The sequence below is a fragment of the Pseudomonas azerbaijanoccidentalis genome, assembly GCF_019145495.1.
Classification (GTDB): domain Bacteria; phylum Pseudomonadota; class Gammaproteobacteria; order Pseudomonadales; family Pseudomonadaceae; genus Aquipseudomonas; species Aquipseudomonas azerbaijanoccidentalis.
This window is the reverse complement of record NZ_JAHSTU010000011.1, coordinates 1-13267: the sequence shown is the minus strand read 5'-3', so window position 1 is coordinate 13267 and position 13267 is coordinate 1. Positions and strand designations below refer to the sequence as shown.

General features: G+C 58.6%; 15 protein-coding genes. 4 read left to right on the top strand and 11 right to left on the bottom strand.

Annotation, left to right across the window (positions count from 1 at the left end):
* Nucleotides 1–3 precede the first annotated feature (3 nt).
* The 3 genes from ngg to KVG88_RS27460 all read left to right on the top strand — a co-directional run bounded on the left by ngg (nucleotide 4) and on the right by KVG88_RS27460 (nucleotide 3475).
* A complete protein-coding gene (gene ngg / locus KVG88_RS27470) occupies nucleotides 4–1752 on the top strand; it encodes an N-acetylglutaminylglutamine synthetase (RefSeq protein WP_217873261.1) in 1749 nt (582 codons plus the stop codon).
* Between the two features lie 145 nt (nucleotides 1753–1897).
* A complete protein-coding gene (locus KVG88_RS27465) occupies nucleotides 1898–3088 on the top strand; it encodes an osmoprotectant NAGGN system M42 family peptidase (protein ID WP_150704439.1) in 1191 nt (396 codons plus the stop codon).
* Nucleotides 3089–3247: 159 nt separating this feature from the next.
* Nucleotides 3248–3475, top strand: a complete 228-nt coding sequence (locus tag KVG88_RS27460) for a YheU family protein (RefSeq protein WP_003199186.1) — start codon at nucleotides 3248–3250, stop codon at nucleotides 3473–3475.
* Here the strand turns inward: KVG88_RS27460 and csrA are convergent.
* The 3 genes from csrA to KVG88_RS27445 all read right to left on the bottom strand — a co-directional run bounded on the left by csrA (nucleotide 3464) and on the right by KVG88_RS27445 (nucleotide 5021).
* Nucleotides 3464–3655, bottom strand: coding sequence for a carbon storage regulator CsrA (csrA, locus tag KVG88_RS27455; RefSeq protein WP_150704440.1), 192 nt, complete (start codon nucleotides 3653–3655; stop codon nucleotides 3464–3466). The two genes, KVG88_RS27460 and csrA, sit on opposite strands and share 12 nt — an antisense overlap.
* 153 nt (nucleotides 3656–3808) lie before the next feature.
* Nucleotides 3809–4141, bottom strand: coding sequence for a YnfA family protein (locus KVG88_RS27450; RefSeq protein WP_150704441.1), 333 nt, complete (start codon nucleotides 4139–4141; stop codon nucleotides 3809–3811).
* Between the two features lie 64 nt (nucleotides 4142–4205).
* The gene (locus KVG88_RS27445; protein ID WP_150704442.1) at nucleotides 4206–5021 is read right to left on the bottom strand and encodes an SDR family oxidoreductase; all 816 of its coding nucleotides are present in this window, start codon (nucleotides 5019–5021) and stop codon (nucleotides 4206–4208) included.
* Between the two features lie 286 nt (nucleotides 5022–5307).
* On the opposite strand from KVG88_RS27445, the gene KVG88_RS27440 reads away from it, so the two are divergent.
* The gene (locus tag KVG88_RS27440) at nucleotides 5308–5460 is read left to right on the top strand and encodes a DUF3309 family protein (RefSeq protein WP_008060837.1); all 153 of its coding nucleotides are present in this window, start codon (nucleotides 5308–5310) and stop codon (nucleotides 5458–5460) included.
* A 61-nt stretch (nucleotides 5461–5521) separates the two neighbouring features.
* Here KVG88_RS27440 and KVG88_RS27435 read toward each other — a convergent pair whose 3' ends face one another.
* The 8 genes from KVG88_RS27435 to KVG88_RS27400 all read right to left on the bottom strand — a co-directional run bounded on the left by KVG88_RS27435 (nucleotide 5522) and on the right by KVG88_RS27400 (nucleotide 13249).
* On the bottom strand, nucleotides 5522–7621 hold the full coding sequence (locus KVG88_RS27435) for an LTA synthase family protein (protein WP_217873260.1): 2100 nt from the start codon (nucleotides 7619–7621) through the stop codon (nucleotides 5522–5524).
* Between the two features lie 363 nt (nucleotides 7622–7984).
* Nucleotides 7985–8590 (bottom strand): START domain-containing protein, encoded by a 606-nt coding sequence (locus KVG88_RS27430; protein WP_150704444.1) that lies wholly within the window; start codon nucleotides 8588–8590, stop codon nucleotides 7985–7987.
* Nucleotides 8591–8630: 40 nt separating this feature from the next.
* On the bottom strand, nucleotides 8631–8885 hold the full coding sequence (locus tag KVG88_RS27425; protein WP_217873259.1) for a YkgJ family cysteine cluster protein: 255 nt from the start codon (nucleotides 8883–8885) through the stop codon (nucleotides 8631–8633).
* Between the two features lie 165 nt (nucleotides 8886–9050).
* Nucleotides 9051–9518 (bottom strand): translation initiation factor 2, encoded by a 468-nt coding sequence (locus KVG88_RS27420; RefSeq protein WP_150704446.1) that lies wholly within the window; start codon nucleotides 9516–9518, stop codon nucleotides 9051–9053.
* An 87-nt stretch (nucleotides 9519–9605) separates the two neighbouring features.
* On the bottom strand, nucleotides 9606–11045 hold the full coding sequence (locus KVG88_RS27415) for an aminotransferase-like domain-containing protein (RefSeq protein ID WP_217873258.1): 1440 nt from the start codon (nucleotides 11043–11045) through the stop codon (nucleotides 9606–9608).
* Between the two features lie 201 nt (nucleotides 11046–11246).
* Nucleotides 11247–12059: an OmpA family protein gene (locus KVG88_RS27410; protein ID WP_150704447.1), complete on the bottom strand. Its 813-nt coding sequence runs from the start codon at nucleotides 12057–12059 to the stop codon at nucleotides 11247–11249.
* Nucleotides 12056–12412, bottom strand: a complete 357-nt coding sequence (locus KVG88_RS27405; RefSeq protein ID WP_150704448.1) for a DUF4398 domain-containing protein — start codon at nucleotides 12410–12412, stop codon at nucleotides 12056–12058. The genes KVG88_RS27410 and KVG88_RS27405 overlap by 4 nt, the downstream gene beginning before the upstream one ends.
* A 9-nt stretch (nucleotides 12413–12421) precedes the next feature.
* Nucleotides 12422–13249: a substrate-binding periplasmic protein gene (locus KVG88_RS27400; protein WP_217873367.1), complete on the bottom strand. Its 828-nt coding sequence runs from the start codon at nucleotides 13247–13249 to the stop codon at nucleotides 12422–12424.
* Nucleotides 13250–13267 lie beyond the last annotated feature (18 nt).

Sequence of the window (13267 nt, the reverse complement as noted above, 5' to 3'; positions counted from 1 at the left end):
TCGATGAAACCTCACGCCACGGCTTTCAGCCAACGCTTGTTGCGCGGCCAGGCGCCCTCCTACGAACGCTTGCAGGCGCGTCTGGCCGAAGACGGCAGCGCGCTGGGCGGCGAGCCGATTGCCGTGCATTGCGGCTGGGGCCGATTGCTGATCGGCCATACCTTTGCCGATCCGGCCAGCCTCGCCAAAGAGCTGCTCAACGAGCAACCCGGTGAACGCGACATTGCGCTGTACGTCGCCGCGCCCCAGCAAGTGTTGGGGCTGGAACCGACCCAGTTGTTTCTCGACCCGTCCGACACTTTGCGCCTGTGGTTCAGTGATTACCGCCAGGCCACCCGGGTGTTTCGCGGGTTCCGCATCCGCCGCGCCCAGAGCGACGCCGACTGGAGTGCGATCAATCAGCTGTACCAGGCACGCGGCATGTTGCCGATCGATGCCACCTTGCTGACTCCGCGACACGTGGGCGGCCCGGTGTACTGGCTGGCTGAAGACGAGGACAGCGGCGCGGTGATCGGCAGCGTCATGGGCCTCAATCATCACAAGGCCTTCAATGATCCGGAAAACGGCAGCAGCCTGTGGTGTTTGGCGGTCGACCCGCACTGTTCACGACCGGGCGTCGGTGAAGTCCTGGTGCGGCATTTGATCGAACACTTCATGAGCCGCGGCCTGAGTTACCTCGACCTGTCCGTGTTGCACGACAACCGTCAGGCGAAAAACCTCTACGCGAAACTCGGTTTTCGCAACCTGTCGACATTCGCCATCAAGCGCAAGAACGGCATCAACCAGCCGCTGTTTCTAGGGCCGGGTCCCGAAGCCGAGTTCAATCCCTACGCGCGAATCATTGTCGAAGAAGCGCACCGCCGGGGCATCGATGTGCACGTCGATAACGCTGAGGCCGGGATGTTCACTCTTAGCCATGGCGGACGCCGGGTGCGCTGCCGCGAATCCCTCAGTGATCTGACCAGCGCAATCAGCATGACGTTGTGCCAGGACAAAAGCCTGACCCACAAAGTACTGAAAGCCGCTGGCCTGAATCTTCCGGCACAGCAACTGGCGGGGAATGCCGACGACAATCTGGCGTTCCTCGACGAGCATCAGCGGGTGGTGGTCAAACCGCTGGACGGTGAACAAGGTCAGGGCGTGGCGGTTGATTTGCAGACCATCGAAGACGTCCAGCAAGCCATCGAAGCTGCCCGCCGGTTCGACAGTCGCGTATTGCTGGAAAGCTTCCATGAAGGTCTCGATTTGCGAATTCTGGTGATCGGCTTTGAAGTGGTTGCCGCGGCCATTCGCAAACCGGCTGAAGTGGTAGGCGATGGTCAGCATTCCATCGGCGCGCTGATTGAAGCCCAGAGTCGACGCCGCCAGGCTGCCACCGACGGTGAAAGCAAAATCCCGCTGGATCATGAAACCCAGCGCACCTTGCATGCCGCCGGTTACGACTACAGCAGCATCCTGCCGGTGGGCGAGCACCTTTTCGTTCGGCGTACAGCGAATCTGCATACCGGCGGAGTTCTCGAAGACGTTACCGCGATCCTGCATCCGACCTTGCTGGATGCCGCGGTGCGGGCAGCGCGGGCACTGGACATTCCAGTGGTCGGCCTCGATCTGATGGTGACCGCCGCCGATCAACCGGAGTACGTGTTTATCGAAGCCAACGAACGCGCCGGGTTGGCCAACCATGAGCCGCAACCAACGGCTGAGCGCTTTGTGGATTTGTTGTTTCCGCATAGTCAGCCGGCAGTTTCCTAGTGATGTAGCGCCTGATCGGCAAGCCCGCTCCTACAGGGTGACGCGTTCCAATGTAGGAGCGAGCCTGCTCGCGATGGCGGCTCGACAGACGACAACGTTCTCACTCATCGAAACCATCGATGCTCTTCACTCATCAGGAGTTTCCATGACCATCAAATACCCAGAACCCGACCTCGCTTATCTGCAAAAAGTCCTGCTGGAAATGCTCGCCATTCCCAGCCCGACCGGGTTCACCGACACCATCGTGCGCTACGTCGCCGAACGCCTGGAAGAGCTGGGCATACCCTTCGAAATGACCCGTCGCGGCACCATCCGCGCCACCCTCAAGGGCAAGAAGAACAGCCCTGACCGCGCTGTTTCCGCGCACCTCGACACCATCGGCGCTGCCGTGCGCGCCATCAAGGACAACGGCCGCCTGACCCTTGCCCCCGTGGGCTGTTGGTCCAGCCGTTTCGCCGAGGGCAGCCGGGTCAGTTTGTTCACCGACAACGGCGTAATTCGCGGTAGCGTGCTGCCGTTGATGGCCTCCGGGCACGCCTTCAACACCGCTGTGGATGAAATGCCGATCAGCTGGGATCACATCGAACTGCGTCTGGATGCCTACTGCGCGACCCGCGCGGATTGCGATTCACTGGGCATCAGCGTCGGCGATTTCGTCGCCTTCGACCCGCTGCCCGAATTCACTGAAAGCGGCCACATCAGTGCCCGCCACCTCGACGACAAGGCCGGGGTCGCGGCGCTGCTGGCGGCGTTGAAAGCCATCGTCGACAGTGGCGAAGAATTGCTGATCGACTGTCATCCGCTGTTCACCATTACCGAAGAAACCGGCAGTGGCGCGGCCGCGGCTTTGCCGTGGGACGTCAGCGAATTTGTCGGCATCGACATCGCGCCGGTCGCCCCGGGCCAGCACTCCAGCGAGCACGCGGTGAGCATCGCGATGCAGGACTCGGGCGGGCCGTACGACTATCACTTGTCGCGACACCTGCTGCGCCTGGCCAGCGATAACGACTTGCCCGTGCGCCGCGATCTGTTCCGCTATTACTTCAGCGATGCGCACTCGGCGGTGACTGCCGGTCATGACATCCGCACCGCCCTGCTCGCCTTCGGTTGCGACGCGACCCATGGCTATGAACGCACCCACATCGACAGCCTCGCCGCCCTGAGCCGCCTGCTCGGTGCCTACATCCTCAGCCCGCCGGTCTTCGCCAGCGACGCGCAACCCGCCACAGGTTCACTGGACCGGTTCAGTCACCAGATCGAACACGACACCCAGATGGAAAGCGACACGCGGGTGCCATCGGTGGATAGCCTGGTGGGGCAGCGTAACGACAGCTAGGCCACAACAGGCATGTAGGAGCTGCCGAAGGCTGCGATCTTTTGATTTTCGGCATCAGTAGCGCTGCTGAAAATCAAAAGATCGCAGCCTTCGACAGCTCCTACTGGTGGTGCGGGCATATCCGCCGTAGCATCGCCGCATTGTTCACCCGAGGTGCCTATGCTCATCCCCCACGACCAACTTGAAGTCGACACCCTCACCCGCCTGATCGAGGATTTCGTGACCCGCGACGGCACTGACAATGGCGATGACACGCCACTGGAAACCCGTGTTCTGCGGGTGCGCCAGGCACTGACCAAAGGCCAGGCCCTGATCGTCTTCGACCCGGAAAGCGAGCAGTGCCAATTGATGCTCAAGCACGATGTGCCCAAGCATCTATTCGACTGATTTTTTCTGCCGGGGCAGCTTGCGCTTGATGCGGTCGTAAATCTCCGAACGGTGCACACTCACATCTTGCGGCGCCTCGACGCCGAAACGCACGTTGTTGCCGTTGACGGCGACGACGCGTATGGAAATGTTGTCACCGATGGAAATCAATTCGCCCACTACGCGACTGAGTACAAGCATGGCCTTCGTCCTTTCAGGGTTACCGAACCTTGAAGATGCCCGGCGCAGGCCGGGCCTTCAAGGCAGCAGCGGCAATCCAGACTGAACTTACAGCCACGAGCCCACGTACTGACGGAAACGTCTGACAGAACCCCTAAAAGTAGCGCCAGCCTTTCAGGACGCGGAAAACCGCGGGCCGAACAAAATGATGCTGGCGCCGATCACGCACAACGCCACGCCGAGCCAGTCCGAACCCAGCGGACGAATCCGCTCGACCACCGCCAGCCAGCCAATCGAGGCAACGATGTAGATGCCACCGTAGGCGGCATAGGCGCGACCGGCGTAGGTCGACTCGACGCGCGTCAGCAACAGTGCAAACAAAGTCAGGCTGAGCAGTGCCGGTAGGATCCACCAGGCGCTTTTACCCTGGCGCAGCCACATCCAGAAGGCGAAGCAACCGGCGATTTCAAACAGCGCGGCAAGGAAGAACCACAGGTAGTTGAGCATGGGAACGTCTCGTCAGAGTGGCCGATGGCGGCCACCCTAACGATGCCGTCGCTCGCGGGCAAGTTCAGCCTGCGGATTGTTTGGCCTTGGCGCGCATCTTGTCGGCCATGATCGTCATTTCGTTGTAGAGCAATTGCGGGTTCTTCTGTTTCAACGCCCAGGCCATGCGGCCCTGCTCGTGGGGCAGGATCATGAATTCCCCCGCTGCGACCTGCTGATAGATGTAGTCGGCAATGTCCGCGGCGCTGATCGGCGAACTTTCCAGTAACTTGCCAACCTGGGCTTTCATCGCCGGGGTCGGGCCACGGAAAGAATCCAGCAAGTTGGTCTGGAAGAACGACGGGCATACCACATGCACGCCAACTTCCTGTTGCGCCAGTTCGATCAACAGGCTTTCGGACAACGCCACCACGCCGGCCTTGGCCACGTTGTAGTTGCTCATGGCTGGGCCTTGCATCAGCGCAGCCATTGAGGCGATGTTGATGATCTTGCCTTTGCTTTTTTCCAGCAGCGGCAGGAACGCCTTGCAGCCCTTGACCACCCCCATCAGGTTGATCGCGATCTGCCAGTCCCAGTCTTCCAGGGACAGTTCGCTGAAGAACCCGCCCGACGCTACGCCTGCGTTATTGACGATGACATCGATGCCACCGAGTTTGACTTCGCACGCTTGGGCGAACGCGGTCAATTGGCTGTAATCGCGGACGTCGCAACGCTGAGTGAAACCGTCGCCGCCGGCGTCACGCACCAGTTTCAGGGTTTCCTGCAGGCCGGGCTCGCTGACGTCCGACAAGGCCAGTTGCCAGCCTTCACGCGCCCAGCGCAGCGCGATTTCGCGACCCAGGCCCGAGCCTGCGCCAGTGATCATCATGCGATTTTGCATAGCAAACAGCCTTGTGGTTCCGGGGAAGATGCGTCGAGTGTAGCGAAGGATATTGCGCGACCCACGCTCCATCAGATTGCTGAATGGCCCGAGCAAACCGCCGGAACGGCTGAGTCAACTAATACGACATGATTTGGAATGGGCTCTGCTTCAAAAAACATCAAAAAAACTTGGAATTTTCTTTCAAGCGCGAAGGTCGGAAATGTTAAGCAGCTCGAATTAATGACATTCCCGCTGACTGATAACGGCAAAGTCATTCCTGAACTCTTACAGCAAGGAAACAGACATGGGCACAATTCTTCTCATCATTCTGATCTTGTTACTGATCGGTGGCTTACCGGTCTTCCCGCACTCCAGAAGTTGGGGTTATGGCCCGTCCGGTATTATTGGCGTGGTGTTGGTGGTGATACTGATTCTGTTGTTACTCGGCAAAATATGACGGTTTAAAAAGCAAAAAAAAGAGGCCCTTTTCAAGGGCCTCTTTTTTATTGCATCACAGCTTAGTCCGGCTTGCCATCGACCACACCGGCGGTGTTATCGATCAGGCTCTTGGTCGCTGTTTGCAGGAACGCTTCCAGCTTGGTTTTCAGTTCGGCAGTGCGCGGTGCATCCGGTACAACCTCGGCATGCGGCTTGGCGCCCAGTTCGTACTGATACATCTTCGGTGCCATGTCCTTGTCCCGTGGCAGGACCAGGATCTGATCAGCCGTGACGATGGCCGTGGTCTGTTCGCTGCCCGAAGGCTTGATCACACCAAAACCGGTATCGCCTTCAGGCAGGTTGAGCAGGTCACGCCCCCAGCACTGATGACGCACTTCACCACCGAGACGCCCCATGATGGTCGGTACGATGTCGATCTGCGTACCCACGGTGTGGTTCAGCGTGCCGAATTTTTCCTGGATGCCGGGTGCGATCAGCAGCATCGGCACGTTGAAACGACCCAGGTCCATTTCGGTGATCTGCCGCTCGTTGCCGAAACCGTGGTCGCCGACGACCACAAACAGGGTTTCCTTGAAGTACGGCTCCTTGCGGGCCTTCTCGAAGAACTGGCCCAACGCCCAGTCCGCGTAACGCATGGCGGTCAAGTGTTCGTTCAGGCTGCCACGATCGGTCACACGCTCGACCGGCAATGGCGTCGGCAAGGCGTAAGGGGTGTGGTTGGACAGGGTTTGCAACAAGGCATAGAACGGTTTCTTGTCCTTGCCGTCACGGGCCTTCAGTTCAACCAGACCACGGTCGAACATATCCTGGTCGGACACGCCCCACGTCGGATCGGAGAACACCGGGTTGACGAAGTCGTTACGCCCGATGAAGTTGGTCATGCCCTGGTTGCTGAAGAAACCGGACTGGTTGTCCCAGGCGAAGTCACCGTTGTAGACGTACACGTCGTCGTAGTCACGGGCGCTGAGCAACTGCGGCAGGCCGGACAACTTGTGGCTGCCTTCCGGGGTCTGCATCAGGTATTCGAAACCTGGCAGGTTGGGGAAGCACGCCATGGTGGCGAACATACCCTGGTGGGTGTGGGTGCCATTGGAGAAGAAACGGTCGAACAACAGGCCTTCCTTCGACAGTTTGTCGAGGTACGGCGTGATGTTGCCAGGGGCGCCCAACGCACCAACCGAGTGACCGGCCATGCTTTCCATCAGGATCACAACGACGTTCTTGATCGGCAGGGTCTTGTCAGCGGGTGGCGTGTAGTCACGACGTACGGCGGCGGTTTCGCCATCCACCAGTTTGTCGTCCTTCATGACCAACATGTCGCGCACGGTCTGCTGGGCCATTGGCTGTGGCAGCGTGGCTTTCCAGATGTTGTCGCGATCTTCGGACATCCGGCTTTTCGCCGCGGCTACCAGAGAAAGCGTACCGTTCAGGCCCAGTTGGTTGGCGAAGTTGGAATCGGTGGTGTAGACATCACCCCAACGCATTGGCGGGCCCTGGCGCAAGGTGCCACGAGCGGCGACCACACAAATCAGCAGGCAGACCACAAAGACCATGATGCGTGCGTACCACGGTGCAACCTGGCGGGTACTGATGCTGCCGCCGCTGAACGGACCACGAGGACGGGTCGCGCGGTCTGCGCCCTTGAACGCCAGGCTCAGGAGCCAGGTGCCAACGGCCCAGGCCAGCAGGTAGCGGACCACCGGAAAACCGTACCAGAGCATGCTCATCACGGTTTTCGGATCTTCTTTCACGTACTGGAACACCAGTCCGTTGAGGCGCTGGTGGAATTCACGGTAGAAGTCCATCTCCATCAGGCCCAGGAACAACGCGATGCTGGACGCAATGGTCAGCCAAAGGCGAAAGAACCCGCGCGCGGCCATGGCCCGGGCGCTGAACAGTGCCAGGATCAACGGGATGCTGAGGTAGACCACCAGACGCAGGTCGAAACGCAAGCCGTTGGCGAACGCTTCGATAAAGGTCGAGGCCGGTGTATCGAGGATCATTTCGCGGTTGTAGACCAGCAGCGCAAGGCGCAGCGCGGAAAACATCACCATCATCACCAAGGCACACAGCAGCGTGTAGGCCAGATGCGATTTGACGGTCGGTTGCAGCAGGCGACTCGAAGCTCGCTGCTGACTCAGGGCGTCCGGGATTGCCATGTCGTTTTAGGACCCATTGGAAGTTGAAGTTTCAAGATACAGCTGCGCCTTGCCCTCTATTGGCCAGTACTCGGCCCCGGGGTTTGCGCGGTGCGCAAATGTTGCACGATCAACGGCGGCATTGCCATTGATTACTGTTCTGCGATGTCGGCGCGGGCGAATTGTCTTGGAGGCATTGTGAAAATTTTGTGCAACGCATATCTGGAAACACAATAAAGGCTGCGGATCAGAAGATCGCAGCCTTCGGCAGCTCCTACGTTGAATTCATTTTCTCGTAGGCGCTGCGGAGTTCAACGAGGTTGCGAACTTTTCCACCAGGCAGGGAGTGGAAACGCAGCAGATCGGGGACGATATGCCCAGCGCTTACTTCTCGGCCCGAGCCTTCAGCTCTTTCAGGGTGTTGAACGGCGCATCCACCACAAACTTATTGGCAACCATCGAAGGAATACTGCCACCCGGTTCGGTGTGAACCTGATAAGTCACTTCAATCTGATCACCCTTGGGGACGAACTTCCAGAAGCCATCCACCTTGGTAACCCGCACAAAGCCCTTTTCTTCGGGAATGTACTTGGGCACGCCTTCAAGTTTGCGGGTCAGGCTGCCATCGGCGCCTTCAACGGTGGTGATGTGCAGCACCGAGTCGCGCGGGGTAACCGGCCATGGCGTATTGAATTGGGTGTAAGTCCAGCTCTGGTCACCTTCATGCTTGAGCAACTTCTGGCTCTTGCATTCGTGAATCCAGGTGCAGGCGCCGGCTACGTCCTCCTGCAGCGCGCGCAGTTTGGCCATGGTGGTTTTCATCAGGGTGACACCCTGGTAGGCCTTGTAGTCGGAACCCGGCACTTCACTCAGGGAAACCTTGATGCCGTCTTCGTTCTTGGCGACTTTCCAGTCTTCGGCCTGTGCAACCGAAGTGGCCAATACAGCCGTCAAACCACACAGCACAGCGATACGATGCAGCGAACCCATAATGTTATTCCTTATTGTTTAAGTTCCGTTCGTTGACACATTACGCCGCCGTCATTTGCTCCCACCAGCCAATCAGCCTGATGGCCTCTTCACTGCTGCTGCCACACACCTCAACGTCAGCCTCGAATGCCGAACACACCGCCGGGCGCTCCGGTTGGCCGAAAATATTGCACAGGTTTTCGGGGGACAGTTGCAGGCAGCGTTCACCCGCGGCTTTGCCCTGGGGCATTCCGGGTATCGGGGAACTGATGGAAGGGGCAATGCAACAAGCGCCACAGCCCTCACGGCATTTCATGACGACAAGTACCTCACGACGAGCAATGTATTAAAGGACGGGGCACAGAGTAACCGCTAAAACAGTTGTTTTAAATTACCGTGCAACGGGTTTTTACTGGCAAACAGGTGTGACCGGGCAGTCTCCGACAAGGTGTCTGCCAAGCGGGTTGCGAATGGGGTCGACTTATCGCTTGAACTCAAACTCCAGCGCCGCACCTTCGACTTCGTGGCGCTCTTCATTGCGTAGCTGTAGCTGCATTTCGTTACTGATCAAGCGACCGTTGAGCTGGAACTGACTGCTTTTGTCACCGAACATTTGCGGCAACACGGGTTCGCGCTTGGGCAAAGGCACCGTGCCGACCGGATCGAGCTCTTCAACCATATCCTTGGGCAGGCTCAAATCCAGGTTGGCGGAAGGCAGTTGGGTTTTCGCCACTTCACTGGCCGGTTTCGATTTGGAGGCGATGGGCTGACGCTTCTTTACTGCGGCGGGTTTCTTTTTAACCGGCACAGTTTGTTTGGTGGCTGCTTTTTTTTTCGAAGGGGTGCTTGCCGCCGGTTTGTCCTGAGCGGAAGCGGCCATGACCAATGCCGGCTGAGCGCTGAATAACAGACAGATAAACAGCCAGGCGGCAGGAAAAATCGGTTTCATGGACCCAACGGTGCAAACGGCAGAGGCGCCTATGCTCGCCTGTTGCAACCAACAAGACAAGCCCGCTCAGTATCGCCATATTACCCGTTACAGCCCTCCAGCCATCTCCTGACAGAGCTGGGTCGCGAGCATGCCGAGCGTCATCAATGCGCGCTCCGCTTCGCGGTTCCACGGGATGCCGCAGTTGAGCCGGATACAATGGTTGAACTGTTCGGTGTTACTGAAAATCAGCCCCGGCGCGATACTGATGCCCTGCTGCAACGCCCGCACATGCAATTCCTGGGTGTTGACCCGCCCAGGCAGGCTCACCCACAAAATGAAACCGCCCGTCAGCCGTGTCATCTGTGTGCCTTCGGGGAAGTACTGCTGCACAGCGAGCTGGAAGGCGCTGAGGTTCTTGCGGTACTCCTGACGGATGTAACGCAAATGTCGGTCATAACCGCCATTTTCCAGATAAGCGGCAATGCCCATTTGCGTGACGCTGCAAGCCGAATGCGTACTGAATGTCTGTAGCCGCTGAATTTCCTGCTGATACTTACCGGCGATCATCCAGCCAATGCGAACGCCCGGCGACAGTGTCTTGGAGAAACTCGAACAGTAGATGACCCGATCCAGCCGGTCGTAGGCCTTGAGGGATTTGGTGCGCCCCTGCTCGAACATTAACTCGCCGTAGATATCATCCTCGACAATCTGAATGTCGAAGTCCGATGCCAGGCGAAGCAGTTGCTTCTGCCGCTCTTCGGGCATGGTGCCGCCCAATGGATTACTCAGGCGAGTGGTCAACACCAGCGCCTTGATCGACCATTGGTTGGCCGCCAGTTGCAGGGCTTCCAGGCTCATGCCAGTGGACGGGTCGCTAGGAATTTCGATGACTTTGAGGCCCAGCAGGTCGGCCAGTTGCAACAAACCGTAGTAAGTCGGCGATTCGGCGGCGATCAGGTCACCGGGCCGGGTCAGCACCCGCAGCGACATCTGCAAGGCATCGACACAACCGTGGGTAATGACCACTTCCGAAGGGTCGACCACCACACCGGCATCGCGCATGCGGATCGCCACTTGTCGGCGCAGCGGTTCGAAACCGGGGCTGAACATGTAGCTGAATGCACGCGGGCTGTGGAAACGGGTGACTTTGGCCAACTGCTGATGCAGTGCCCGTACCGGCAGATAGTCGACGCTCGGTACAGCCGCGCCCAATGGGAAAACACCTTCACGACGGGACTCGACCAAGACCTGCTGGATAATGCTGCTGCGCGTGACCAGGCCAGGGCGTTCGACCCGAGCGATGTCCGGCGTTGGCGCAGTCAGTGCCGGGGTCTGGTGCACGTAGTAGCCGGACTGTGGCCGGGCACGGATCAGGCCCTGATCTTCAAGGTTGGCATACGCCTGCAAAACCGTGGCATGGCTGACATTGAGCTGCGAACTCATCTTGCGCACCGAAGGCACGCGCTCGCCCGGTTGATAGACACCACGACGGATGTCCTCAGCCAGTTGTTGAGCAATACGTTGGTACAGCAAGAGATTGGTCATGACGCAGCACTCGATATCACGGGCATTTTATTCTTGTGTGAAACAATACCGGAACAGTTTAGAAGTGTACTGGGACAGTTGCCACAATAGTCGACAGTACAGTGCAGTGTCAGCAAAAACTGTACTGTTTTGTGCGGTAATCTGCAGGCATAAAAAAACCCGGCGCTGTCGGGCAGGCCGGGCTTTCCAGAGACGCAACCCTTAGCGGGCTGCGCCGAGCTGGCCTTTTTCATCGGAGAAAACAATTTCTACCCGACGGTTCTGCGCCCTGCCCCGTTCGGAGGCGTTTGCATCGACCGGGTATTCATCGCCGTACCCTTCGACTTGAATACGCTTGTCTTCGATGCCCAAATCCATCAACACATCCGCCACTGACTGCGCACGGTCACGGGACAGCTTGAGGTTTTCCTGCTTGCCGCCCGTACTGTCGGCATAGCCTTCGATTCGCACGACACGCTTGGGATTGAGCTGCAGGAACTGCACGATTTTCAACACCACGCGGTTAGCCGAGTTTTTCAGCTCCGCTTCGCCGGTATCGAACAGCACATCGCCCAAGGTCATCACCAGACCGCGATCAGTTTGCGTGGTTGCCAGGGCCACGATCTGCTCTTCGAGCCATTTACCCTGCTGCTGCACACTGAGCAGTTTGGATTCGCGCAAGGCCAGTTGCAGGCGCTGACGCTCCAGTTCGAGCTTGGCTGCGCGCTCTTCGTTGAGCACCTGATTGGTGTGCTCCCGAGCGATTTCGCTGTAGCGCTGGCTCAGATAGGCGTAATGCAGCACGTCCGAACCACTGCCCCAGTAGGTGGACAAACGATCGGCACGGGCGAGCGATTCACCGGCGCGAATCACATCCTTCGGAGCGATGCGCAGCACATTGGCGTCTTCCTTGACCTTCTGGAAGTCGGTACCAGCCTGCTGCAACGCCGCTTCGCTGTGCTGACCGGCGCAACCATAGAGGCTCGCGCAACCGGCCAGGATCAAACCGCCGAGTACTTTGGACTTGAGGCTCATTGGGCATCTCCCAACTGCTTGCGCAGACGAGCGATGCGGGTGTTGAGGACGTTCAACTGTTCCTCACTCTTGAGGGTCAAGACCCGGGCTTCAGCCAGACGCGCATCCAGCTCTGCTTGCTCGGAGCGCATGCGCGCATTTTTGTATGACTGATCAGCCATGCTGCCCTGGGCGCGTTTGAACTTGTCTTCGGCCAGTTTCATTTCCGGCACTTCGTCGGCGGTCGCACCAACAGCCTTGGCTTGTAAGAGTGCCTGTTCGGTGAGGCGCATTTGTTCATTCGGCGCCGGATCGGCTGCACAACCCGCCAGAGCCAGAACGGCCAGGGCAGCGAAAAGAGGTCGAATACTCACTAAAAATCCCTACTGTTTTGGGGCACTGACAGGTTGTTTCTGCCGTTGAGAGAGTTGAGCGTTCCAACGCTCGATATTGCTCAGCAGCACAGCCTCCGTCAGTCCGGACGCGGGCAATTCTGTCATCTTTTTGGCCAGCTGTCCGCGCAACCAGGGATCGTTGCATGCCGAGTTGTGGGAAACCGCCAGAAACAGCCCTGGACTGTCGACCGGTTGCGCACGGGCAATCAAGTCGTTGGTCATGCCCAATGTCTGCGCCATCGCCATGCCGGAGTAGCGTCCGGCGAGGACAAATTCCACCTCACCCAACAGCAATTTCTGAAAGGCCTGGGTCAGGTTGGGCGTACGGGTGAGGGTCAATTGCTGCTCGGCCAATGTGCCAAATCCCGAAGTTACTCGAGACTTTTCCGACATCGCGCCGGGGTGGCCGTGCAAATCCTGCACATTGTTGTAGACCAGCGGCGAGTCTTTACGGGTCCAGACCAGGTAATCGTTTTCCAGCAACGGAGGGTGAATGTAATCCAGAGACTCCAGTTCACTGACCGTCAAACTGGCGTCGGCCAGCATGTCCATGCGGCCGCTGCGCACTTCGTCCAGTGCCTGCGAGCGTTTGCCGGCATAAAGCAGTTCGACCTTGATGCCCAACTCCCCCGCCACTTGCTGCAACAAATCGGCACTGGCGCCGATCAGGTGTTTGGGATTTTGCGGGTCTTGCCACAGATACGGCGGTGCATCGGGGCTACCGGTCACTACAAGACGCTCGCACTTGCCTGCGGCGGCGCAAAGCCCCGGCAACAGCGTCAACCCCAGCAAACTCCACACAACACGCAAATCCATGGCGATACGCTCCACTTG